Consider the following 22,574-nt stretch of genomic DNA (forward strand, 5'->3'; position numbering starts at 1 on the left):
TTACTTAAAAATAATTCGGTTTGTCCTGCGCCATACTGGCCAGGATTTTTATATAGCTGTCGTAGCGCTCGCTGCTGATCTCGCCTTGCTGCACGGCATGCTGGATAGCACAACCCGGATCATTGACATGCTTGCAGTCACGGAATTTGCAGCGACCAAGCCAGGGCTGAAACTCAATAAAGCCTTCTGTCACTTCCTGTCCACTCAGGTGCCATAAGGCAAATTCACGAATACCCGGTGAGTCGATTAAATCGCCGCCCTCAGGCAGATGATACAGGCGGGATACTGTCGTGGTGTGCTGGCCTAAGCCGGAATTTTCTGAGACCTCCCGGGTTGCGGCGGTAAGGCCCGGCATCAGGTTGTTCATCAGTGATGATTTACCAACCCCTGACTGACCAACAAAAATACTGGTACCACTGTGTATCTGCTCCAGCAGCTCAGCCATGCCCTGGCCTGATTTGGCGCTGACTAACAGATAATCATAGCCAATTTTACGATACAGGCTAAGTTGCTCGTTAAGCTCTTGATGCTGCTGTTCGGTCAGTAAATCAACCTTGTTGATAACCAGCAGCGGCGTAATATGGGTCATTTCGGCGGCGACCAGGTAGCGATCGATAATATTTAATGACAGCGCAGGCAAGATGGCAGAAACAATAATCATTAAATCGATATTGGCTGCCACCGGCTTTAAACCATCATAAAAATCGGGCCGCAACAATACGGATTTGCGATCTTCCACCGCTTCGATAACGCCGTCTATACTGCCGGTGCTTTGCCGGGCACGGCGCCAGACAACGCGATCACCGGTAACCACCGAACTGATAGTGCGGCGCATATTACAGCGCACCACCTCGCCGTTAGCATCTTCAATATCAGCATGCTGGCCAAAACGGCTGAGCACCAGTCCGGGCTCTGCACTTAGCAGGACATCGTCATCCCATTGTTCAGCTTTGGCTTTTTTATTACCCCGCAGCCGCTTTTGCTCATTTTGGGCAATTCGATCGGTTTGGCGTTTGGTCAGATGTTTTTTTTTGGTCACGTGCTGGTTATACCGTTTTGCGCATACAGGCGCTATCAGTGTTAAGCTTAAGGCGTGTATCATACCTGTATTCTGTATTTGAACAAAGCAGCACGCTTCTGAGGGGAGAATATGACAACAAACGACAACAATTTAATCTGGCTCGACCTGGAAATGACCGGACTGGAGCCCAAAACCGATGTTATTTTAGAGATGGCCACGATTATTACTGACAGTGAGCTGAATATTCTGGCAGAGGGGCCGGTCTTTGCTATCAGTACGTCGGCCCAGATCCTGGATAATATGGACCCATGGTGTGTTGAGCAACATGGCAAAAGTGGCCTGACCGCCCGCTGTCTGGCCAGCAAGATAAGCCTGGCTGAAGCAGAGAAGCAGACTATTGAATTTTTAAGTCAGTATGTACCGAAAGGGAAATCGCCCATGTGTGGTAACAGTATTGGCCAGGACCGGCGTTTTTTGGCCGAGTATGCGCCGGAACTTGAACGCTATTTTCATTACCGGAATCTGGACGTCAGCACGGTAAAAGAGCTGGCCAGGCGCTGGCACCCGGCTGTGCTGAAGAAAGTACAGAAAACCGGTGTTCATCTGGCGCTGGACGATATTAGAGAGTCGATTGCTGAATTAGTAACCTATCGCCAAAATTTTTTCAAATTACCGGCATAAAGTACTTGCATAAGCGCGCTGATTTTGTAAAATGCGCGCCATCACAACGCAACAGCGTTGACCGATGCGAGTATAGCTCAGCTGGTAGAGCGCGACCTTGCCAAGGTCGAGGTCACGAGTTCGAACCTCGTTACTCGCTCCAAATTCAAACAAAAAGCCGCTTTTAAGCGGCTTTTTGTTTTGCAGTTTTGCTACACTGGGCTAAGTCTCTTTTCGGTAAATGCTGATGAAAACCTCGCCTTGTATTCGCAATTGTTGTCTGGATCAGCAGGACTGTTGTCTTGGCTGTGGTCGCTTACTGACTGAAATCCTGCAATGGCAACATTTTACCTCGGCAGAACAGCAGTTAATTGTCAGCAAAGCGCAGCAACGTGTGCAAGCCAGGCAGGATGACATCATGCATCCCGCGGCAACCCCTTCTGAACAATCCTGACCAGTCTTGCTGTCGCCCGGGGCAGTAAATTTGCTGCCTGCCAGCTTTTACGCTTTTGCTGGGCCAGAGCCCAGTCGATATGTTCCACTACCAGCGCCGAACTATGCGTTCTTGCCTGATGTAAAGCGTCGATAATTTCAATCTGATAAGGGGCATTACCCAGTGCCACCGCGATATTACGCTGCCAGCGCTCAAAACCAATTCGCCGGATAGCACTGCCTTCAGTCAGCCGTAAAAAGGTGGCTTCGTCCCAGCCAAACAACTGAAGTAAATCCTGGTCCTGCCACTGTGACCGGCGCTGAAAATCGGCTTCAATACTCAGTGGTGCATCACGGTTTTCGGGACAAACCAGCTGGCAATCATCACAGCCATAAATGCGGTTACCAATTAATGGCCGCAGCTCCTCGGGAATAGCGGTTTTCAGCTCAATTGTTAAGTAAGAAATACAGCGCCTGCTGTCCACCACGTAAGGCGCGATGATAGCACCTGTCGGACAACTGGTGATACAGGCGACGCAGCTGCCACAATTTCCCTGATGGGGCTCATCGACCGGTAGCGGAATATCAACCAGCAATTCGCCCAGAAAAAACCAGGAGCCCGCGTCTTGTTCCAGAACTAAACTGTGCTTGCCAACCCAGCCTAAACCCGCTTGCTGCGCCAGCGGGCGTTCGAGCACCGGCGCCGAATCAACAAAGGGCCGGTATGCCAGCTCAGGAATTTCGTTACTGATTTTCAACGCCAGCTGCTTCAGCCGGTTACGAATAAGCTTGTGGTAATCACGGCCCAGCGCATAGCGGCTGATGTAGGCTTTAGCCGGATCAGCCAGATTGGTGGCAAAGCCGGCTTGTTCGGGCAGGTAGTTCATTCTGACACTGAGTACCCTTAATGTACCTGGCAGCAACTGGGCGGGTCGGGCGCGCAGCATACCGTGCTCGGCCATATATTGCATATCACCGTGATAGCCCTGGTCAAGCCAGGCCTGAAGCCTGGACTCTTCTTTGCTTAAATCTGTGCCGGTTATCCCCAGCGCCTGAAAGCCCAAATCCTGTGCCCAGTCTTTAATCCGTAGCGCCAGTTGCTGGTAGTCAATTTCCATAGCCGCAATGTCCACAGGCACTTATCAGTAAAAATTTGTGATACTTTAGCATAGCGACTTGGCGAGCGGGAACCGGAGAAGCGTTTCGGGGGTCAGACAATGCAGATAATCATGCGATGCAGACCAGACCAGCCGATTAACGCCGGTTTTGCTGGCAGGCCTTTGCCATAGTTTGTTAACATGGCGGCTGAGGTTTTGTCATCGCACTAAACCAATATCAGAGGTACGGTGACTAGCAAATTTACATCGGAGTGTCCTATGGCACAGACTGCGCCAGTTACGACAGTTTTACCGGATGAGGCGGCAACCTTGCAGTATTCAGCCAGGCTGGCAAAGTACTTAGAGGGTGGTCAGGTCATCTTCTTGCACGGCAGTCTGGGTGCCGGCAAAACGACCTTTTGCCGCGGTATTCTGCAGGCGCTTGGGCATCAGGGGAATGTCAAAAGCCCGACTTACACGCTGGTTGAGCCTTATCAGCTTGAAAAGCTGACAGTATATCATTTTGACTTATACCGGCTTGTTGATCCGGAAGAGCTTGAGTTTATGGGGATCCGTGATTATTTTAATGGCCAGAGCCTGTGCCTGCTGGAATGGCCTGAGCAAGGTCAGGGTTATTTACCTGAGCCTGATCTCGACATACACTTAACTTATCTTGACGCTCAGCGACAGATAGTGATTCAGGCCGGCACTGCTGCGGGCCGTGCCATAACAGATGCAATAAGAGATGATGAAAAATAATAATAAATTTCTTAGCTGCGTTGGTTTAACCATTCTTTGGTTTTTTTCAGCGTGGAGTTATGCAAGTAATCAGGTACAGAGTATCCGGATCTGGCCATCGCCTGATAATACCCGGGTTGTATTTGATCTGGCAGCTGCACCACAATATAACAGTTTCAGCCTGGATAATCCTGACCGGCTGGTTATCGATCTGAGTAATATGGCCGCTGGTGCAGTGCTGCCGAAGATTGATGGCGATTCACAACTGATAAAAGCGATTCGCAGCAGTGGTGATGACAATAAAATGCGCATCGTGCTGGATTTAACCAGCAAGGTAAGCCCTACCGTGTTTGCGCTGACTCCTACCGCACCGTATGGTCATCGCTTAGTCATAGACTTACCAGACAAACAGCGCACTGAAAGCCGGGTGCCTGTTAGCATCCGCGCAGCACGGGACATTATTATTGCCATTGATGCCGGCCATGGTGGTGAGGATCCGGGCTCGATTGGCCCCAGTGGAATGTACGAGAAAAACCTGACCTTACCTATCGCTAACAGACTGGCTGAATTGATCAACAATGAACCGGGTATGCGAGCGGTAATGGTTCGGACCGGTGATTACTTTATTCATGTTAACCGGCGCACAGAGCTGGCCAGAGGCCAGCAAGCTGACTTGCTTGTTTCGATACATGCCGATGCTTTTACTTCGCCCCAACCAAAGGGAGCCTCGGTCTGGGTGCTGTCATTGCGCCGGGCAACAACGGAAGTCGGCCGGATGCTGGAGCAAACTGAACGTCACTCCGAATTACTGGGCGGCGTGGCAGAAATTATCCGTGATTCAGCCAATGAGCGCTACCTGGCACAAACGGTACTGGATTTATCGATGAATCATTCTATGGTGACCGCGTATCAGGCTGCTAACCAGGTACTGACAGAACTTGGTAAAATAACCTCACTGCACCAGGCAAAACCACAGGCGGCCAGTTTGGGGGTGCTAAAAGCACCCGATATTCCGTCTATTCTGGTAGAAGTCGGTTTTATATCTAATCCGCAGGAAGAGAAACAGTTAAAGTCGGCTAATCATCAGGCCCGGTTAGCGCAATCACTGCACCGGGCGCTAAAGCGGCATTTTCAGCTGGCACCGCCGGCTGATTCGCTGTTCGCCAAACAGCGGGCCCGCGAACATAAAGTGCAGGCCGGTGAGTCGTTATCGTTATTAGCGCAGCGATATGATGTGTCGGTTGACGCATTGCGCAGCCACAATCAGTTAACCAATGACAGTATCCGGATTGGTCAGGTTTTACGGATCCCCTGAATATGGCCATTAAAATTCTGCCGCCGCAACTGGCCAATCAGATTGCCGCCGGCGAGGTGGTGGAAAGACCGGCTTCAGTGGTAAAGGAGCTGGTCGAAAACAGTCTGGATGCCGGAGCCAGTCAGATTGATATCGATATCGAAAAAGGCGGCAGCAAGCTTATCCGGATTCGTGATAATGGCTCAGGCATTGCAGAGCAAGAGCTGATATTAGCGTTAAGCCGGCATGCAACCAGTAAAATTAGTCATTTAGATGACCTGGCTCAGATTACCAGCCTGGGATTTCGGGGAGAAGCCCTGGCTAGTATCAGCTCGGTATCCCGGCTGACATTAACGTCTAAGCCTGCAGGGCAGGCCGCAGCCTGGCAGGCACAGGCCGAAGGACGTGATATGGCGGTAACCGTAAAACCGGCAGCGCATCCTGAGGGCACCAGCATTGAAGTTGTCGATTTATTCTTTAATACACCGGCCCGGCGCAAATTCCTGCGAACAGACAAAACCGAATTCAGTCATATTGATGAGCTGATAAAAAGACTGGCACTAAGCAGGTTTGATGTCGGCTGGCAACTCAATCATAACGGTCAGACGGTACGTCGCTTACCCGTCGCTACGACTGAACAAGCTCGCCAGAAAAGAGTGGCCACGCTTTGTGGTCGGGCTTTTGCGGAACATGCTGCTTATATTGAGAACAGTTACGGCTTAATGAAACTCAGTGGCTGGCTGCTAACGCCGCAGGCCTGCCAGAACCAGCCCGGCTGTCAGTACAGTTATGTTAATGGCCGGATGATGCGCGATAAATTATTAAATCATGCTATCCGTCAGGCATATGGCGAGCGTCTGACTACAGAGCAGCAGCCGGGATTTGTGCTGTATCTGCAGATAGCGCCAACTGAGGTTGATGTTAATGTTCATCCGGCCAAGCATGAAGTGCGTTTTCATCAGGCCAGGCTGGTTCATGACTTTGTCGTCAGTGCACTTACCGATGCACTTGACCAGTTAACGACTGCAGTACCAACAGAGGTGGCAGATACAGCTGCCCGCTATCAGGCAGCGACAGTGTCTGCCAGTACCACATCAAAGCAGTGGCGCACTTCGCCCACAGAAAGAGCTACAGCGATAGCTGCGGCAGTCCCTGACAAACCGATTCCCCGGCAATCGCAGCAGCAAGTGGAGTATTTACAGCAGCAGTATGCGGCGGCCGGGGATAATAGGGCGCGTAGTCAAGGTGGCGCAGTGTTTTTATCCGCAGGCAACGGATTCGCCGTTGCCCAAGGGCTAAATGGCCTGGTACTACTTGATTTAGCAGCCAGTCTGGCCAGACATTGGCTGGGTGATGGCAAACAGGTTCCGCTGTTGCTACCGGTTCGGGTACAGGTAACTGCCATTGAAAAACAGCAGTTGCTCAAAGCAGCAAAGCTGCTGCAACAACTCGGTTTTGATATCCTGATACATGATAATACCGCTATAATCAGAGCGGTGGCGCCGTGGTTACGATCAACCCCGGTTAGTCAGTGGTTACTGCAAGCCTCAGCATTGTTGCAACCCGCTGAACCGACTGCCAGCAGCCAGGCAATATTGTCTATGCTACTATCATCGAATTGGCTCAGTGACGCAGTATTGCTAGACTATTTTGCTGATATGTTAGCTGACAGCAGCAACTGGCAGGCCGTGCCACTGGATTTAACTAATAGTATTCAGGCATTAAACCAGCAAGGGCCACTATGAATCGTTCGAGCCCGGTTATTTTTATTATGGGGCCGACAGCGTCAGGTAAAACGGCGTTAGCCATTGAGCTGCTTAAGCATTTGCCAGCAGAGCTTATCAGTGTTGACAGTGCACTGATTTATCGTGGTATGGATATTGGTACCGCCAAACCAAGCAAAGAAGAGTTGTTACAGGCGCCGCATCATCTGCTGGATATTCTGGAGCCCTGGCAAAGCTATTCTGCTGCGGATTTCAGAGATGATGCAGTTCGTTTGATCAGCGACATTCAGCAGCGCGGTAAAATACCAATTCTGGTCGGCGGCACTATGCTGTATTTTAAGACATTACTGGATGGGATTTCGCCATTACCCGCTGCTGACGGCGCAATCAGAGCCGAACTGGAGACTGAAGCGGCAGAGGTGGGCTGGCCGGCAATGCACCGGCAATTACAGCAGATCGACCCGGTTGCGGCAGACCGTATTCATCCGAATGATCCACAACGTATCAACCGGGCGCTCGAGGTATACCGGCTGACCGGTAGCACGATGACCGAATTAACCGCACAAAAAGGGGAACCTTTCCCTTATAAAGTGTACCAATTTGCCATTGCGCCTACTGATCGTGCCCTGTTACACCAGCGTATTGCCGACAGGTTTGAGCAGATGCTGGCAAACGGGTTTGAGCAGGAAGTTGCCGGGTTAAAATGCCAGACCGGGTTACATGCCGACTTACCGGCAATGCGCTGCGTCGGTTATCGCCAGGTCTGGCAATATCTGGATGGCGAGTTTGGCTATGACGACATGGTAGCAAAAGGCATAGCAGCGACGCGACAACTGGCAAAACGACAACTAACCTGGTTAAGAGGCTGGCCTGATGTGGTATGGCTAAAAAGTGAAGCTGAACCGGCAGAAAACTTGCAAGCGGTGCTTTCTTCGCTAAGCTAATTAAGATGGAAAAAAAGTTAGCTTTAACAACTTGAATTAAAAAAAATAATACCTATATACAGCTCACTAATAAAAAAAGGAAAGCGGCACATGGCAAAGGGCCAATCTTTACAAGATCCATTTTTAAACACCTTAAGACGAGAGCGTATTCCGGTCTCTATTTATCTGGTGAATGGAATTAAACTTCAGGGGCAGATTGAGTCTTTTGATCAATTCGTCATTTTACTGAAAAATACGGTAAGCCAGATGGTTTACAAACATGCCATTTCCACGGTCGTGCCAGCTCGTGCAGTCAACACCATGGTCAGCCATGGCGCGGGTCAAAGCGACAGTGAAGGCGAGGATGAGGCATAACACCAGGAGTAACAGCGCTTGTTTGATTCAGCCGAGCTTGCAGAACAAGCCATTCTGGTTCATGTAACCTTTCCGCAAGAGCACAGCAACGAAGATTTGCAGGAGCTTGCCATGTTGGTGGCATCTGCAAACGTTAAGGCTATGCAGACGATCACTGCCAATCGCCGGGCACCGGATACCCGGCTGTTTGTCGGATCGGGCAAAGCCGAGGAAATTAAAGATGCCGTCGAGCAATTTGCGGCAACCGTTGTTATTTTTAACCACATTTTAAGCCCCAGCCAAACCCGCAACCTCGAACGGTTGCTGCAGGCAAGAGTGATAGACCGCACGACGCTTATTCTTGATATTTTTGCTCAGCGCGCCAGAACTTATGAAGGTAAGTTGCAGGTAGAGCTTGCCCAGTTGCAGCATCTGGCTTCGCGTCTGGTGCGGGGTTGGGATAACACTGAACGGCAAAAAGGCGGTATTGGTTTGCGGGGGCCAGGCGAAACCCGTCTGGAGACGGATCGCCGGTTACTGCGGGAAAGGGTTAAGGCCTTATTACAGCGCCTGGAAAAAATAGGCCTGCAGCGTGAGCAGGGTCGAAAATCCAGACAGCGTAGCGCTACGCCGGTGGTGTCGATTGTAGGGTACACCAACGCGGGCAAGTCAACGTTATTCAACCGGCTGACATCGGCAGGGGTTTACGCCGCAGATCAGTTGTTCGCCACCCTCGACCCGACGTTACGTCAGGTCAGGCTGGATAACTTCGGCAGCATTGTACTGGCAGACACGGTAGGGTTTATTCGGCATTTACCCCATAATCTGGTGGCTGCATTTAAATCGACATTGCAGGAAACCCGGGATGCCGATTTGCAACTGCATGTTATTGATGGCGCCGATCCCCGCTATGCAGAAAATATTGCCTCAGTGCAACAGGTGTTAACAGATATTGACGCTGATAGCGTGCTGCAGCTGCAGGTTTTTAATAAAGTAGATCAGATGGGGCAAAGCGCCCGTATAGAATACGGTGATGATGGACTGCCCAGGGCAGTGTACCTGTCTGCGCTGACCGGCGAGGGACTGACGTTGCTGCAACAGGCAATTGCTGCTTTGTTATCAACTGAGCATATCCAGCTGCAATTAGCTCTGCCACCACATTGCTCCGCCTGGCGGGCCAGGTTGCATGAATTGCAGGTGATAGCGGCAGAACGCTTTGATGAGGAAGGTGTTTGTCGGCTTGATGTCAGGCTGTCTCTGGCGCAATGGGCCCGAATGTTAAAGCAAAGCAACGGCGAGCTGGAAAACTATATCGTCACGGCGCCTGTTATTTGATACATTAACCGTTAATTTATAACTTGAGATGGAGTTAAACATGGCTTGGAATGAGCCGGGTAACAATGGTAAAAATAATGACCCCTGGAAACAGGGCGGTCGTGACCAGGGTCCACCCGATTTAGATGAGGTATTCCGCAATTTTGGTAAAAAATTCGGCGGTATGTTCGGCGGTGGTAACAAGTCATCTGGCAGCGGCGCCTCTGCGGCACTGATGCTGATCCTGGTTATTGCTGTTGTCGTTTGGTTGATAAGCGGTTTTTATACCATTAAGGACGCCGAGCGGGGTGTTATCTTGCGGTTCGGTCAGTATCACACTGAAGTCGGTGCAGGTATTCACTGGAAGCCAACATTTATAGATACTGTCACGCCGGTTAACGTGCAGGAAGTTAAGTCTTTGCGTTCTGATGGCTTTATGCTGACGCAGGATCAAAACCTGGTGCGGGTAACCTTTGAGGTACAGTACCGGATTTACAATGCTCGTGATTATTTATTCTCAGTGGTGGATGCGGACCAGAGTTTAGGCGAAGCAACTGATGCCGCGCTGCGCTTTGTTATTGGTCATTCCATTATGGATGACGTATTGACCCGGGGTCGTGAAGTGGTCCGGCAGAATACCCGTACAGAACTGGAATCAATTATTGCGCCTTATAATATGGGGTTAAGTCTGGTTGATGTTAACTTCCGTGATGCAAGACCACCAGAAGAAGTGCGTGATGCGTTTGATGATGCGATTAAGGCTCAGGAAGATCAGGAAAGATTTGTGCAGGAAGCACAGGCTTATGCCCGTGAGATTGAACCTCGTGCCCGTGGCCAGGTTAATCGCGTAATGCAGGAGGCCGAGGCTTATAAGCAACAAGTTGTGTTAAAAGCCCAAGGTGAAGTTGCCCGGTTTGAACAGCTGTTACCCGAATATCTGGCGGCACCGAAAGTGACCCGGGACCGCTTGTATCTGGAAACCATGGAGGCGGTGTACAGCAAGACGTCCAAAGTGATCGTCGATGTTGAGAACGGCAACAATATCATGTATTTGCCATTGGATAAGCTTATGAATCAGTCTGGTGGTACTGGTGGTAACATTAACCCGACACCACTGCCGGCCCGCAGCAATGACAATACCGCGCCACGGCAGCAGGAAACATTACGCAGCAATGCAACGCGTAGCGGGAGAGGTTAATTTATGAAAAATTTTATTATCGCCATTGTGGTAGTGGTTGCGATTATTATCGTGTCAGCCTTGTTTGTGGTCCCGGAAGGCCAGCGTGCCATCGTGACTCAGTTTGGTAAAATTCAACGGGATGATGCGGGTCAGGTTGTAGTGTATGAACCCGGTTTGCATTTAAAAATTCCAATGATCGAAATGGTGCGCAAACTTGACGCTCGGATCCAAACACTGGACGACCAGGCCGATCGTTTCGTCACAGCTGAGAAAAAAGACTTACTGGTCGACAGTTATGTAAAATGGCGGATTAAAGACTTTGGTACTTATTTTCTGTCGACTGGCGGTATTACCTCGCAGGCAGAAGTCTTATTAAAGCAGTATATCAATAACGGTTTACGCACCGAGTTTGGTGCCAGAACGATTCAGGAAATTGTTTCCGGTGAACGGACACAGTTAATGGAAAGCGCACTGGCTCAGGCGGGGCAGGCTGCGAATGAGCTGGGTATTGAAGTGATTGATGTCCGGGTGAAACAAATTAACCTGCCGACCGAAGTCAGCAGTTCAATTTTCGCCCGGATGGAAGCCGAGCGGCATGCGGTAGCGCGGGAGCATCGCTCACGCGGCATGGAGGAGTCAGATATTATCCGCGCTGATGTTGACGCCCGGGTGACCGTTATGCTGGCTGACGCTGAGAGGAACTCACGGACTGTGCGAGGTCAGGGTGATGCCCAGGCAGCAAAAATTTACGCGGATGTCTACAATCGCAATGCTGAATTCTATTCCTTTGTCCGCAGTCTTGAAGCTTACAAGAACAGCTTTAAAGATAAAGAGGATATCATGGTGGTTCAGCCTGATAATGACTTCTTCAAATATATGCAGTCAGAAAAAGTACAGAACTAATCAGCCAATCGATAATGAAAAAGGCCCTGACGGGCCTTTTTTGTCTGAGCAAAACAGTGTTCAGCAGCCCGCCGCGGAGGCCATATGTATCAACAGTTTTATCAGCGTTTTTTAGAGGCAAATCTGGGGAAACAGCATTTTGCCAGCCACTCTCATCATTACTGGCCAGATGTTACCCGCGAGGCAACCCTGGCGTACTGGGATGACAGCGCCCGGTTGGTTGATGACAAATGGCAGCGAATTTTCAGTGAGATGGTTCCTCAGACCCAGCAACTGATCGCGGATGTGCTTAATTTGCCCTCGCCTGAGCAAATCGTATTTGCCGGCAACACCCATGAATTGGTGATGCGCTTATTTAGCTGCTTTGATTTGACAAAGCCACTGAAGGTACTCAGCACGGACAGTGAATTTTACAGTTTTCAGCGGCAGGCGAAGCGCTTGACAGAGTTTGACAACATTGAGCTGATCACTGTGCCGACAGAACCTTTTGTCAGTTTTACCGAGCGTTTTATCGCAGAGGTGAAAGCTCAGCAGCCGGATATGGTGTTTTGCAGCCAGGTTTTTTTCAATTCCGGCTATGCCATAGCTGATTTACCCGCCTTTATCAGCGCGTTAGCAGAAGTGACCGATGCCATGCTGGTTATTGATGGCTATCACGGTTTTATGGCGCTACCGACTGATCTGGCCGCTGTAGCTGAAAGAGCGTTTTACCTGGCGGGCAGTTACAAGTATGCGCAGGGCGGAGAAGGCTGTTGTTTTATGGCAGTGCCGCCCGGGAGTAATCAGCGACCCTGGTATACCGGCTGGTTTGCTGAGTTTGGTACCCTGGCTGCTGAAAAGTCAGCGTTAGTATTGTATAGCAACGACGGCAACCATTTCGCCGGAGCGACGATGGACTACACTGCACTTTACCGTCTGCATGCTGTTATGCTGTTATTTAAACAACAGGGGATTACTGTCGGTAGAATTAATCATTATGTCAGGCAGCTGCAACAGGCTTTTTTAGCAGAACTGGCGCAACAGCAGCACAGGCAATTAAATCGAAACAACTTGTTGCTGACCGACTTAGCGCACCATGGTCATTTTTTTACTTATAAACTATCAAATAACAGTGAAGTTGCTGAACTCGCGGCATTTCTTAAAAACAACGGTATTATTACCGACTACCGGGGCGATCGGTTGCGCTTTGGTTTTGGCTTATACCAAAGCGCGGACCGGTTTGATTTATCCTGTCTAGCGCAGGGCTAAGCAGACTGGAAGCCGTTAAACCGACAAAAAGCGTTTTTTTTTAAACAACACAGCTGTAAGTTGGCCGACGATTTGATAGAATCCTCGCCTAATTTTTTCCATGATGTAGGAACCATGGCCAAAAACGTCGTTGTGCTCGGCACTCAATGGGGTGACGAAGGAAAAGGTAAAATCGTTGACTTATTAACCGATAAAGCCAGCTATGTGGTGCGCTATCAGGGGGGCCACAATGCAGGGCATACACTGGTTATCGACGGTGAAAAAACCGTATTGCATCTGATACCCTCCGGGATTTTACGCACCAATGTAAAATGTGTGATCGGTAACGGTGTCGTGCTTTCGCCAGAAGCTTTTTTAAAGGAAATGACCATGCTGGAGCAGCGTGGTGTGCCGGTAAAAGAGCGGCTGTTGCTTAGCGAGGCCTGTCCGTTGATCCTGCCATTTCACGTGGCACTGGATGTTGCACGGGAAAAGGCGCGTGGCGACAAAGCGATAGGTACTACCGGTCGTGGCATTGGCCCGGCTTATGAAGATAAGGTAGCACGTCGGGGTTTACGGGTTGGTGACTTGTTTAATCCAGAGCTATTTGCTGAAAAACTGAGGACAGTTATGGAGTTACATAACTTCACACTAACTCAGTATTATAAAGCAGACGCGGTGGATTATCAGACTACCCTGGACAATGCGCTGGCCATGGCCGACCTGCTGAAGTCAATGGTAGTCGATGTCACCGATTTGCTGGATAAGGCCCGCAAAAATGGTGACAAGATCATGTTTGAAGGTGCTCAGGGTACTTTACTTGATATCGACCATGGTACCTATCCTTATGTCACGTCTTCCAACACCACGGCGGGTGGTGTAGCAACCGGTTGCGGATTTGGTCCACGTTATCTGGACTATGTGCTGGGTATTGTAAAAGCTTACACCACCCGGGTGGGTTCAGGACCTTTCCCAACTGAGCTTAATTGCGCCGTTGGCGACCACCTTGGCGTTAAAGGCCATGAATTCGGTGCTACGACCGGTCGTAAACGTCGCACCGGATGGTTTGACGCCGTGGCTGTGCGTCGTGCGGTGCAACTGAATAGCATCTCAGGATTTTGTCTGACCAAGCTTGATGTGCTTGATGGCCTGGATAGTATCAGTATCTGTGTCGGATACAAGCAGCCTGATGGTACCGTGCTTGATACGCCGCCGCTGGCCGCAGAGGGTTATGAACAGGTTACACCGGTTTATGAAACGATGCCCGGCTGGTCTGACAATACCTTTGGTATTCAGCAACTGGACAAATTACCTCAGGCGGCGCGAGATTACATCAACCGGCTGGCCCAGCTGACTGGCGTGCCGATTGATATTGTCTCAACCGGGCCGGACAGGGTGCAGACCATAGTGTTAACGCATCCGTTTGCGTAACCCCTTCGTATAAAAAAACGCTGCCATTTGGTGGCGTTTTTTTATACGCTGTAACCTCAATGGTTGGAGGTCCGTGATGAATAAGCTTCTGGTAATGTTTGTATGCCTGCTATTAGCCGGCTGTGGCGGCTCCGACAGTGCTGATGATGACATCGCTGGTAATATTGCTGAATGCAGCCGCAGTGATCTTAACAGCCAGGTCTACTGTAAGCTCTATGCCGACTACCTGTGGTACGACGAACTAAAGACAGGTGTTGATCCACTGGCATTCAGTACGCCATCGGCCTATTTGAGCCAGGTAATCGCAGATCGCGATCGCTACAGTTTTATCATCACCGAGCAGCAGTATCAGGACCGCTATATTAATGCGGTATTTTTCGGCTATGGTTTCGCTACGCAACGCACCAATGATAATACCGCGCTACAGGTGTTGTATGTGTATGACGGCGGTTCGGCTGCCCAGCGCGGTTTACGCCGGGCGGATAAAATAACTGAAATTGATGGCATCAGCGTGGCGGAGTGGCTGGCTCGGCTGGATGCTGGTACGGCAACCAATGAAGATATCTATGGTCCTAATGAAGCCGGTGTTGTACGCCGATTCGTCTGGCGCAAGCCGGATAACAGACAATTGCAGGCAGATTTTGTTAAAAGCACGGTGACCACTAATACCGTGCTGCATCGTTCCGTCGCGCAGCTTGGAAATAAAACAGTTGGCTATCTGGTATTCAACACCTTTATTGAATTGTCTGAGGTTGAACTGGAGCAAGCCTTCAGCTTTTTTGCCGGGCAGAATATTGACGAATTAGTGTTGGATTTGCGTTATAACGGTGGTGGCCTTATCCGGGTGGCTAACCAACTGAGTTCACATATAGCGTTGCCTAAATTGCAGGGAAATATTTTCGTTAAATACAGGTACAACGACAAAAATACCCGGAAAAACAGTACCGTTGCTTTTGCGCTGGGAGCTGGCCGGACAGCGCTGAATTTGCCCCGGGTATTCGTGCTGACGACAGCGGGCAGTTGTTCGTCCAGTGAACTGGTAATTAATGCGCTGAGCCCGTTTATTGATGTGGTTCAGATTGGGGAAACCACTTGCGGTAAACCGGTGGGTCAGGTGCCGGATCAGGTTGGGGATTACCGCTTGTTTGCGATTAATTTTCAAACGGTGAATGCGCTGGATTTTGGTGGTTACTTTGATGGGCTAAGCCCAAACTGCCCGGTTAACGCCGTTGTTGCGGGCGATTGGGGCGTAAGTCAGGACCCCCTGTATGCTGAAGCCCTGGCCTATATCAGTAACGGCCGCTGTTCGGCTGTCGCGCTAAGCGGTCAGAGTCTGCAGCAACAGGCAATCCAGCAGGTATCGCCGCGGGCGCAACCGCAGTGGCTGCAATATAATGAGCAGTAAGTATTAGTGGCGTATTTTTTGCAGGCCAATGGTTATTGGTCTGCAAAACTAGACGGTTAATTGACACCTTATGAAATCAGCTATGTTATCACCCCTTGCTCTCTTGCTGCTTGGGCTGTCGGTCCTGGCACCGGCAGCGGCCCAACAAATCGATGCAGTACAGTTGTACAGTCAGGATGAGCTGTTAGAATTAATTAAAACCAACAGCCATTTGCGCCGGGTTCAGGCTGATGACTGTCAGCTGGTTGACGATATTGAGGCCCGGGCAGACATCATGCGACTGCCGGCATACCAGTTTTTGTTTGGTGATATGCTGGCTTACGCGGTTTGCGTGCCAAGAAATGTAGAGCGTGGCTGGGATCTGATGTTGCAGGCAGCAGCTCAGGGGTTACCGGAGGCACTGGAGCAGGTCGGCCGCTATTATCATATTGGTCGTTTTGTCCAGGTCGACATCGATAAAGCGCTGGTGTATCTGCACGAAGCTGCAGCCATGGGCAACCTGAATGCTAAACTACGGTATGCCCAGTTATTGGTTGACGGCTACGGTTCGCCAGTAGATTACGAACAGAGTTACCGCTGGTTACATCATGCCATTACAGCAGATAGCGCAACTCATGCTAGAATACAGCGACTTCTGCAACAGCTTGCTAAAAAGATGCCCGCGCGGGTTGTGGCCAGTGCCAAACAACCGGTCAAATGAATTTCAGCCAAAGTGACGGCTGAGCTGTTACACTCTATATATGAAAACAGGAAAAAAAGTTTAATTAATGACGGTAAATGATCCGCATCTTGCGCGTGAGCAAGAAAAATACGACAACCCTATCCCCAGCCGGGAGTTCATCCTGGCGCATATCGAAAAGCGGCAGCAACCTGCCTATTTTGACGAATTGGTTGCTGAGCTTGCCCTGACTGATGACGATGCTATTTTTGCCCTGAAAAAACGGCTGCGGGCTATGGAACGTGATGGTCAGCTTATTTTTACCAAAAGTAAGCGTTATGGTCTGGTTGACCACATGGATTTGGTAAAAGGGATTGTTATCGGCCATCGGGAAGGGTTTGGTTTTCTGAAGCTTGAGCAGGGGGGAGCCGACTGGTATCTGCCCTATCATGAAATGCAACGGGTACTGCCGGGTGACAAAGTACTGGCTACCGCCGCAGCAGTAAAAAGCAAAGATAAAGTTGAAGCACGGGTGGTGCGGGTACTCGAACCCCGAACTGAGCCGGTGGTGGGGCGTTATTATAAAGATCATGCTGTTTGTGTGGTAGTGCCTGACGACCCACGGATTACTCAGGACATTATGATTCCTGACGGCGAGCAGGGCGCAGCGCGTCATGGCCAGATAGTGCTGGTGGAAATTACTCAGCGCCCGTCAAAACGGGTCAGTGCCGTAGGGAAAGTGATTGAGGTGCTGGGTGAGCATATGGCACCGGGCATGGAAATTGAAGTTGCCATTCGTAATCATCAGATCCCCCATGAATTTCCGCAAGCCGTCTTACAACAGGTAGCCAAATACGGCGAGCAGGTGCCCGAAGACGCCAAACAGGGCAGGGTTGATCTGACTAAGCTGCCGCTGGTGACGATTGATGGCGAAGATGCGCGTGACTTTGATGATGCCGTCTATGCTGAAGCCAAAGCAAATGGTGGCTGGAAATTATGGGTAGCTATCGCTGATGTCAGTGCCTATGTCAAACCGGATACACCGCTGGATCGCAGCGCGCTGGAGCGGGGAAATTCTGTTTATTTCCCAGACCATGTCGTGCCAATGCTGCCAGAGGCGTTATCTAACGGTTTGTGTTCACTGAATCCGCATACAGACCGGTTGTGTTTTGTCGCTGAAATGCAAATCAGTGCTGCAGGTAAGCTGGAAAGTTACCAGTTCTATGAAGCGGTAATGCATTCTGCCGCGCGCTTTACCTATAATAAAGTACACGCCATCTTGCAGGGCGATCCGGAATTGCGTAAGCAGTACCAGGCCAACCTGACCAATCTTGAAACGCTGTACAGTCTGTATAAAAAGCTGGCAAAAGTCCGGGCTCAGCGCGGGGCCATTGAATTTGAAACGGTAGAGACCCGTTTTGTCTTTAACAGTCACCGTAAAATAGAGCAGATAGTGCCGGTTCATCGCAATGAAGCCCATAAAATCATTGAAGAATGTATGATCATGGCCAATGTCGCGTCGGCCCGTTTTGTTGAGAAGCATGAAGCAAATGCCTTGTTCCGGGTACATGAACGTCCTGATGGTGACCGTTTCGCCAATTTCCGGCGCTTTTTAGCGGAATTAGGCATTGAAGCTGATTTGTCAAGCGAGCCAACTCCGCTGGAACTGACGGAGCTTCTGACCAGCCTGGCTGACCGGCCTGATCGGGAACTGATTGAAACAACGATGCTGCGTTCAATGAAGCAGGCTGTGTATCAGGGCGATAATCAGGGGCACTTTGGTTTGGCGCTGGAGGCCTATGCTCATTTTACCTCACCTATTCGTCGTTACCCTGATTTAGTGTTACACCGGGCCATTAAAGCCATTTTGGCGAAGCAAAACCAGCCTGTGACCGGCGAGCGGTCATACAGTGATAAAGAAATCACCCATTTTGGTGAACAATGCTCAATGACTGAGCGCCGGGCGGATGATGCCACCCGTGAAGTCGCTGACTGGCTGAAATGTGAATATATGCAGGACCATCTGGGCTCGGAGTTTGATGGTGTGGTATCAACGGTGACAAACTTTGGCCTGTTTGTCCGGTTAAGTGATTTATACATTGAAGGCCTGGTGCATGTGACCTCTTTGCAGAATGACTACTATCGGTTCGATGCCGAGCGCCAGGTTTTACTTGGTGAGCACAGTGGGGTCAGTTACCGGATGGGCGACCAGGTTAAAGTAAAAGTGCTGGCGGTGAGTCTGGAGTCACGCAAAATAGATTTAGCGGTCGTTGGCGAGCCCAGGCATAATGTTTCCGGGCGGGCTGTGAAAGCCAGTCGTAACGCAGCTTTGGCTGAGAAAGACGCGAACAAAGGCAAGTCTGGTAAACGCAGTACTAAAGCTAAAACCAAAAGCGCGGCTAAACCCCCTGCCAAAGCTGGTGAAAAAGCCAAAACGCCCAGAAGCGGTCCGAAAAAGCCACGTCGGGCAAAAAAATCGTAGCCTGGCCTGACCGGCAAAATAAAGAGTGAGAATGAGCTAATAATGAGTGCAGATTTTGTATTTGGTATCCATGCCGTCAATGCCCTGTTAGAGCGGGCACCGCAGGATATTTTAGAGCTGTTTATCATGAAAGATCGCGAAGATAAACGGATGCAGCCGCTTATTCAGCAAGCCCGGCAAAACGGTATTTCTGTTCAGTTCTGCAGCCGCAGAACACTGGATGACATGGTAAATGGCCAGCATCAGGGGATTGTTGCCAAAGCACGTTTAGCCAGTAGCGGTAATGAAAGCGATCTGGCAACGTTACTGGAACAGAAAGATAAGCCATTTTTACTGGTGCTGGACGGCGTTACCGATCCACACAACTTAGGCGCTATTTTACGCAGCGCCGATGCCGCCGGGGTGCATGCCGTGATTTCGCCTAAAGATCGCTCCGTCAAGCTGACCTCTGTTGTTCGTAAAGTTGCCTGCGGCGCCGCTGAAGCGGTGCCTTTTATTACCGTGACCAATCTGGCTCGTACCCTGCGCGAATTACAGCAAGCAGGCGTCTGGGTAGTGGGTACAGCAGGTGAAACCGACACCACCCTTTACCAGGCTGATTTAACTGGTCCGCTGGCGCTGGTGCTGGGCGCTGAAGGCGAAGGTCTGCGCCGCTTAACCCGGGAAACCTGTGACAGCCTGGTAAAAATTCCAATGTTTGGTACTGTCTCCAGCCTGAATGTCTCTGTGGCGGCGGGCATTTGTCTGTTCGAAGCGGTGCGTCAACGCACCTGAACCCTTCCTATTTGAAATTGCAGCGTTGTTGGCTTCGCTCGTTCCCTGGGTCGCCAGCCCGGCCCATTCATATAGTTTGCCTTTGCTCATGGGAACTCGCTCACTTGCCGCCTAGCTGCACTTTCAACTAGTTTGGGTTCTAAAACCTTTGCTTTATATTCTGCTTGTTATTTACCCGCTAACTCCGTAAAATACGCGACCTTCGGCCATACACTAACGTTCCTTGCCTCTATGCGGGCCCGGCCGAGCTCACCCGAGGCTTACTAACCGTAAGGAGCTACAATGCGTCATTACGAAATCGTTTTTATGGTTCACCCTGATCAGAGTGAACAAGTGCCTGGTATGATTGAGCGTTACACTGGCTCAATCAAAGAAGCGGGCGGTACTATCCACCGTTTGGAAGACTGGGGCCGTCGTCAACTGGCTTACCCAATCCAAAAACTGCACAAAGCACACTATGTGCTGATGAACGTGGAAGCACCACAGACAGTGATTGATGAGCTGGAAACTAACTTCCGTTACAACGACGCGGTTTTACGTAACCTGATTATGCGCACTAACGGTGCCGTAGTTGAGCCATCTCCAATGGCCAAGGTACGTGAAGAGCGTTCACGTGACGACCGTCCTCGTGACCGTGCTCCTCGTGAAACAGAAGAGCAGGTAGAAAACGAAGAGTAAGTTTGATGGACAATATCATCGTGCTTAGTGGCGCCGTTTGCCGGCACCCTGAACGCAGTGAGAGTCCGGCGGGTATCCCGCACACTGTTATCACGATAGAGCATCGCAGCAATCAACAGGAAGCTGGCCTTAACCGTCAGGCTTATGTCAGGATGCAAGCAGTGTTAAGTGGCACAGTGTTACATCAGCAAGCTCAAACTTTGACGTTGGGTAGCATGGTTAAGGTCAGCGGGTTTTTAAACCGGCACCAGAACCGCAGTGGTCAGGCCAAACTGGTACTGCACGCTCAGCAGATTGAACAAATAAGTTAGGAGACAGACAAATGTCACGTTTTTTCCGTCGCCGTAAATTCTGCCGTTTTTCTGCAGAAGGCACTGTAGAGATTGATTACAAAGATACCGCTGTTCTGAAAAACTATGTTACAGAAAGCGGCAAAATCGTACCTAGCCGTATTACTGGTACCAGCGCTAAGTATCAGCGTCAGCTGGCTCGTGCTATCAAGCGCGCTCGCTACCTGGCTTTGTTGCCGTACAGCGACTCACACAGCTAATACAGAAGGGGTATAAGTATGCAAGTAATTCTGTTAGACAAAGTCGCTAACCTGGGTGGTTTAGGTGACAATGTGACTGTTAAGTCTGGTTATGCTCGTAACTTCTTATTCCCGCAGGGTAAAGCAGTTCCGGCTAACAAAGCTAACACCGAAAAGTTTGAACAGCGCCGTGCTGAATTAGAAGCCAAACTGGCTGCTGATTTAGCTGCCGCTAACGAGCGTGCCGCGAAACTGGCAGAGCTGGGTGAAGTGACTATCGCTTCTAAAGCCGGCGATGAAGGTAAGCTGTTCGGTTCAGTAGGTACCCGCGATATCGCAGATGCCATTACTGAAGCAGGCGTTACAGTTACTAAAGCTGAAGTGAAGTTACCAAACGGTACTTTACGTGAAACTGGTGAGTTCGAAATCGATCTGCAGTTACACGCTGAAGTAGTAGCAACCGTTAAAGTTGTTATTATTGCAGAAGCTTAAGACGACCGGCGCACTGCAATGCAGTGCGCCTTCTTGTTTTTCCTGACACCTTTGTGCCATCCTTTTACCGCCTTTCCCTTTTCTGTTAAAAAAAATCCCCCGGTTGCTTTTTATTCTGCCGCTTGCAAGGTAGCATTGCACAGTTATTTTCAACTCTGTCAGGTGTTATGAGCAGTAATAAAGACAAGCAGGTCGCCGGCCTGAAGATGCCACCGCACTCTATCGAGGCTGAACAGTCTGTGCTGGGTGGTTTAATGCTGGATAATCAGGCATGGGATCGGGTGTCAGAAAAGGTGGTTGAACAGGATTTTTACCTGCGTTCACATCGCTTTATTTTCAGCGCCATGGCGCGAATAGCTGAAGCGAATCAGCCTATCGATTTAATTACTGTTTCTGAAGCATTAGAAGCCAATCAGCAGCTGGAGGACATTGGCGGCTTTGCTTATTTAGGTGAAATTGCCAAAAATACGCCGAGCGCTGCCAATATTATGGCCTATGCTGATATCGTGCGGGAGCGTGCTGTGGTGCGCGACATGATAGCAGTGGCCCATGATATTGCCGATGCAGGCTATGATACCCAAGGCCGCACCAGTGCGGAGCTTTTAGACTTTGCTGAAAGTAAGGTTTTTAAAATTGCAGAGCAGCGGGCCAATGCTAATGAAGGACCGGAGCCGATTAACAGTATTCTGGCCAAAACCATCGATAAAATCGATGCGTTATTCCGTTCACCCCAAACAGGCATAACCGGCTTATCATCCGGCTATATGGATCTGGATAAAATGACCAATGGCTTTCAGCCATCCGATTTAATTATCGTTGCGGCCCGGCCGTCCATGGGTAAAACCACCTTTGCGATGAACCTGTGTGAACATGCGGCCATTACCAGTGATAAACCGGTTCTGATCTTCAGTCTGGAGATGCCATCAGATCAGATTATGATGCGGATGCTGGCGTCACTCGGTCGGATAAACCAGACCAAGGTACGCACTGGTCAGCTGGAAGATGAAGACTGGGCACGGCTGTCATCTGCGATAGAGCTTCTGAACAGTAAGGGCAAAATGTATATTGATGATGCATCGGGCCTGACGCCGACAGAAGTGCGTTCCCGAGCCAGGCGGGTGGCGCGGGAGCATGGTGGCCTGAGTATGATCATGGTCGATTACCTGCAGTTAATGACCGTTCCCGGGCTCAGTGAGAACCGCACGCTGGAGATTGCTGAGATTTCCCGCTCGTTAAAATCGTTAGCAAAAGAGCTGAA

Annotated in this window: 23 protein-coding genes and 1 tRNA gene; 22 read left to right on the plus strand and 2 right to left on the minus strand. The window is 50.2% G+C overall.

All coding sequences use genetic code 11. The features are described 5' to 3' along the window. Nucleotides 1–4: 4 nt before the first annotated feature. Nucleotides 5–1,039 carry a small ribosomal subunit biogenesis GTPase RsgA gene (gene rsgA / locus R3177_RS01940; RefSeq protein ID WP_318969356.1) on the minus strand — a complete coding sequence of 345 codons (1,035 nt, stop codon included), beginning with the start codon at nucleotides 1,037–1,039 and terminating at the stop codon, nucleotides 5–7. 111 nt (nucleotides 1,040–1,150) lie between these two features. On the opposite strand from rsgA, the gene orn reads away from it, so the two are divergent. From orn to R3177_RS01955, 3 genes are all read left to right on the plus strand, one after another. Continuing rightward, complete coding sequence (gene orn, locus R3177_RS01945; RefSeq protein ID WP_318969357.1) at nucleotides 1,151–1,702, plus strand: oligoribonuclease; 552 nt, start codon at nucleotides 1,151–1,153, stop codon at nucleotides 1,700–1,702. Between the two features lie 66 nt (nucleotides 1,703–1,768). Further along, a tRNA-Gly gene (locus R3177_RS01950) sits at nucleotides 1,769–1,844 on the plus strand. Between the two features lie 84 nt (nucleotides 1,845–1,928). Continuing rightward, on the plus strand, nucleotides 1,929–2,135 hold the full coding sequence (locus R3177_RS01955; RefSeq protein WP_318969358.1) for a DUF1289 domain-containing protein: 207 nt from the start codon (nucleotides 1,929–1,931) through the stop codon (nucleotides 2,133–2,135). Here R3177_RS01955 and queG read toward each other — a convergent pair. Beyond that, nucleotides 2,098–3,231, minus strand: coding sequence for a tRNA epoxyqueuosine(34) reductase QueG (queG, locus tag R3177_RS01960; protein WP_318969359.1), 1,134 nt, complete (start codon nucleotides 3,229–3,231; stop codon nucleotides 2,098–2,100). The genes R3177_RS01955 and queG overlap by 38 nt on opposite strands. Nucleotides 3,232–3,489: 258 nt before the next feature. On the opposite strand from queG, the gene tsaE reads away from it, so the two are divergent. The 19 genes from tsaE to dnaB all read left to right on the plus strand — a co-directional run. Further along, nucleotides 3,490–3,969: a tRNA (adenosine(37)-N6)-threonylcarbamoyltransferase complex ATPase subunit type 1 TsaE gene (gene tsaE, locus R3177_RS01965; RefSeq protein WP_318969360.1), complete on the plus strand. Its 480-nt coding sequence runs from the start codon at nucleotides 3,490–3,492 to the stop codon at nucleotides 3,967–3,969. Continuing rightward, nucleotides 3,956–5,263, plus strand: a complete 1,308-nt coding sequence (locus R3177_RS01970) for an N-acetylmuramoyl-L-alanine amidase (RefSeq protein ID WP_318969361.1) — start codon at nucleotides 3,956–3,958, stop codon at nucleotides 5,261–5,263. Before tsaE ends, R3177_RS01970 begins: the two co-directional genes overlap by 14 nt. A 2-nt stretch (nucleotides 5,264–5,265) precedes the next feature. After that, the gene (gene mutL / locus R3177_RS01975) at nucleotides 5,266–6,987 is read left to right on the plus strand and encodes a DNA mismatch repair endonuclease MutL (RefSeq protein WP_318969362.1); all 1,722 of its coding nucleotides are present in this window, start codon (nucleotides 5,266–5,268) and stop codon (nucleotides 6,985–6,987) included. Then, nucleotides 6,984–7,910, plus strand: a complete 927-nt coding sequence (miaA, locus tag R3177_RS01980; RefSeq protein ID WP_318969363.1) for a tRNA (adenosine(37)-N6)-dimethylallyltransferase MiaA — start codon at nucleotides 6,984–6,986, stop codon at nucleotides 7,908–7,910. Before mutL ends, miaA begins: the two co-directional genes overlap by 4 nt. 90 nt (nucleotides 7,911–8,000) lie before the next feature. Beyond that, nucleotides 8,001–8,264: an RNA chaperone Hfq gene (gene hfq, locus R3177_RS01985; protein WP_318969364.1), complete on the plus strand. Its 264-nt coding sequence runs from the start codon at nucleotides 8,001–8,003 to the stop codon at nucleotides 8,262–8,264. Nucleotides 8,265–8,282: 18 nt separating this feature from the next. Further along, the gene (gene hflX / locus R3177_RS01990) at nucleotides 8,283–9,578 is read left to right on the plus strand and encodes a ribosome rescue GTPase HflX (protein WP_318969365.1); all 1,296 of its coding nucleotides are present in this window, start codon (nucleotides 8,283–8,285) and stop codon (nucleotides 9,576–9,578) included. A gap of 40 nt (nucleotides 9,579–9,618) precedes the next feature. Next, a complete protein-coding gene (gene hflK, locus R3177_RS01995) occupies nucleotides 9,619–10,755 on the plus strand; it encodes an FtsH protease activity modulator HflK (protein ID WP_318969366.1) in 1,137 nt (378 codons plus the stop codon). 3 nt (nucleotides 10,756–10,758) lie between these two features. Continuing rightward, entirely contained in the window at nucleotides 10,759–11,640 is an 882-nt protein-coding gene (gene hflC, locus R3177_RS02000; RefSeq protein ID WP_318969367.1) for a protease modulator HflC, read from the plus strand. Nucleotides 11,641–11,724: 84 nt separating this feature from the next. Continuing rightward, nucleotides 11,725–12,888: an aminotransferase class V-fold PLP-dependent enzyme gene (locus R3177_RS02005; protein ID WP_318969368.1), complete on the plus strand. Its 1,164-nt coding sequence runs from the start codon at nucleotides 11,725–11,727 to the stop codon at nucleotides 12,886–12,888. A 114-nt stretch (nucleotides 12,889–13,002) separates the two neighbouring features. Beyond that, a complete protein-coding gene (locus tag R3177_RS02010; protein WP_318969369.1) occupies nucleotides 13,003–14,298 on the plus strand; it encodes an adenylosuccinate synthase in 1,296 nt (431 codons plus the stop codon). A 76-nt stretch (nucleotides 14,299–14,374) separates the two neighbouring features. Continuing rightward, the gene (locus R3177_RS02015) at nucleotides 14,375–15,703 is read left to right on the plus strand and encodes a S41 family peptidase (protein WP_318969370.1); all 1,329 of its coding nucleotides are present in this window, start codon (nucleotides 14,375–14,377) and stop codon (nucleotides 15,701–15,703) included. A gap of 70 nt (nucleotides 15,704–15,773) precedes the next feature. Next, nucleotides 15,774–16,403 (plus strand): flagellar protein MotX, encoded by a 630-nt coding sequence (locus R3177_RS02020; protein WP_318969371.1) that lies wholly within the window; start codon nucleotides 15,774–15,776, stop codon nucleotides 16,401–16,403. Between the two features lie 67 nt (nucleotides 16,404–16,470). Then, nucleotides 16,471–18,843: a ribonuclease R gene (rnr, locus tag R3177_RS02025; RefSeq protein ID WP_318969372.1), complete on the plus strand. Its 2,373-nt coding sequence runs from the start codon at nucleotides 16,471–16,473 to the stop codon at nucleotides 18,841–18,843. Nucleotides 18,844–18,885: 42 nt separating this feature from the next. Continuing rightward, nucleotides 18,886–19,617 (plus strand): 23S rRNA (guanosine(2251)-2'-O)-methyltransferase RlmB, encoded by a 732-nt coding sequence (rlmB, locus tag R3177_RS02030; protein WP_318969373.1) that lies wholly within the window; start codon nucleotides 18,886–18,888, stop codon nucleotides 19,615–19,617. Between the two features lie 282 nt (nucleotides 19,618–19,899). Next, a complete protein-coding gene (gene rpsF / locus R3177_RS02035; RefSeq protein WP_318969374.1) occupies nucleotides 19,900–20,295 on the plus strand; it encodes a 30S ribosomal protein S6 in 396 nt (131 codons plus the stop codon). A 5-nt stretch (nucleotides 20,296–20,300) separates the two neighbouring features. Continuing rightward, entirely contained in the window at nucleotides 20,301–20,606 is a 306-nt protein-coding gene (priB, locus tag R3177_RS02040) for a primosomal replication protein N (protein ID WP_019675937.1), read from the plus strand. A gap of 11 nt (nucleotides 20,607–20,617) precedes the next feature. Next, the gene (gene rpsR, locus R3177_RS02045) at nucleotides 20,618–20,845 is read left to right on the plus strand and encodes a 30S ribosomal protein S18 (protein WP_008218940.1); all 228 of its coding nucleotides are present in this window, start codon (nucleotides 20,618–20,620) and stop codon (nucleotides 20,843–20,845) included. Nucleotides 20,846–20,863: 18 nt separating this feature from the next. After that, nucleotides 20,864–21,316: a 50S ribosomal protein L9 gene (gene rplI, locus R3177_RS02050; RefSeq protein WP_318969376.1), complete on the plus strand. Its 453-nt coding sequence runs from the start codon at nucleotides 20,864–20,866 to the stop codon at nucleotides 21,314–21,316. A gap of 167 nt (nucleotides 21,317–21,483) precedes the next feature. Next, the coding region (gene dnaB / locus R3177_RS02055) for a replicative DNA helicase (RefSeq protein WP_318969377.1) at nucleotides 21,484–22,574 on the plus strand (1,091 nt) is incomplete at its 3' end.

The organism is Arsukibacterium sp. (genome assembly GCF_033722355.1).
In the GTDB taxonomy this organism is placed as follows: Bacteria; Pseudomonadota; Gammaproteobacteria; order Enterobacterales; family Alteromonadaceae; genus Alishewanella.

Coding starts and splice junctions, on each gene's coding strand:
- orn (WP_318969357.1), top strand. CDS start 1,151: ATGACAACAAACGACAACAATTTAATCTGGCTCGACCTGGAAATGACC.
- R3177_RS01955 (WP_318969358.1), top strand. CDS start 1,929: ATGAAAACCTCGCCTTGTATTCGCAATTGTTGTCTGGATCAGCAGGAC.
- queG (WP_318969359.1), bottom strand. CDS start 3,231: ATGGAAATTGACTACCAGCAACTGGCGCTACGGATTAAAGACTGGGCA.
- tsaE (WP_318969360.1), top strand. CDS start 3,490: ATGGCACAGACTGCGCCAGTTACGACAGTTTTACCGGATGAGGCGGCA.
- R3177_RS01970 (WP_318969361.1), top strand. CDS start 3,956: ATGATGAAAAATAATAATAAATTTCTTAGCTGCGTTGGTTTAACCATT.
- mutL (WP_318969362.1), top strand. CDS start 5,266: ATGGCCATTAAAATTCTGCCGCCGCAACTGGCCAATCAGATTGCCGCC.
- miaA (WP_318969363.1), top strand. CDS start 6,984: ATGAATCGTTCGAGCCCGGTTATTTTTATTATGGGGCCGACAGCGTCA.
- hfq (WP_318969364.1), top strand. CDS start 8,001: ATGGCAAAGGGCCAATCTTTACAAGATCCATTTTTAAACACCTTAAGA.
- hflK (WP_318969366.1), top strand. CDS start 9,619: ATGGCTTGGAATGAGCCGGGTAACAATGGTAAAAATAATGACCCCTGG.
- hflC (WP_318969367.1), top strand. CDS start 10,759: ATGAAAAATTTTATTATCGCCATTGTGGTAGTGGTTGCGATTATTATC.
- R3177_RS02005 (WP_318969368.1), top strand. CDS start 11,725: ATGTATCAACAGTTTTATCAGCGTTTTTTAGAGGCAAATCTGGGGAAA.
- R3177_RS02010 (WP_318969369.1), top strand. CDS start 13,003: ATGGCCAAAAACGTCGTTGTGCTCGGCACTCAATGGGGTGACGAAGGA.
- R3177_RS02015 (WP_318969370.1), top strand. CDS start 14,375: ATGAATAAGCTTCTGGTAATGTTTGTATGCCTGCTATTAGCCGGCTGT.
- R3177_RS02020 (WP_318969371.1), top strand. CDS start 15,774: ATGAAATCAGCTATGTTATCACCCCTTGCTCTCTTGCTGCTTGGGCTG.
- rnr (WP_318969372.1), top strand. CDS start 16,471: ATGACGGTAAATGATCCGCATCTTGCGCGTGAGCAAGAAAAATACGAC.
- rlmB (WP_318969373.1), top strand. CDS start 18,886: ATGAGTGCAGATTTTGTATTTGGTATCCATGCCGTCAATGCCCTGTTA.
- rpsF (WP_318969374.1), top strand. CDS start 19,900: ATGCGTCATTACGAAATCGTTTTTATGGTTCACCCTGATCAGAGTGAA.
- priB (WP_019675937.1), top strand. CDS start 20,301: ATGGACAATATCATCGTGCTTAGTGGCGCCGTTTGCCGGCACCCTGAA.
- rpsR (WP_008218940.1), top strand. CDS start 20,618: ATGTCACGTTTTTTCCGTCGCCGTAAATTCTGCCGTTTTTCTGCAGAA.
- rplI (WP_318969376.1), top strand. CDS start 20,864: ATGCAAGTAATTCTGTTAGACAAAGTCGCTAACCTGGGTGGTTTAGGT.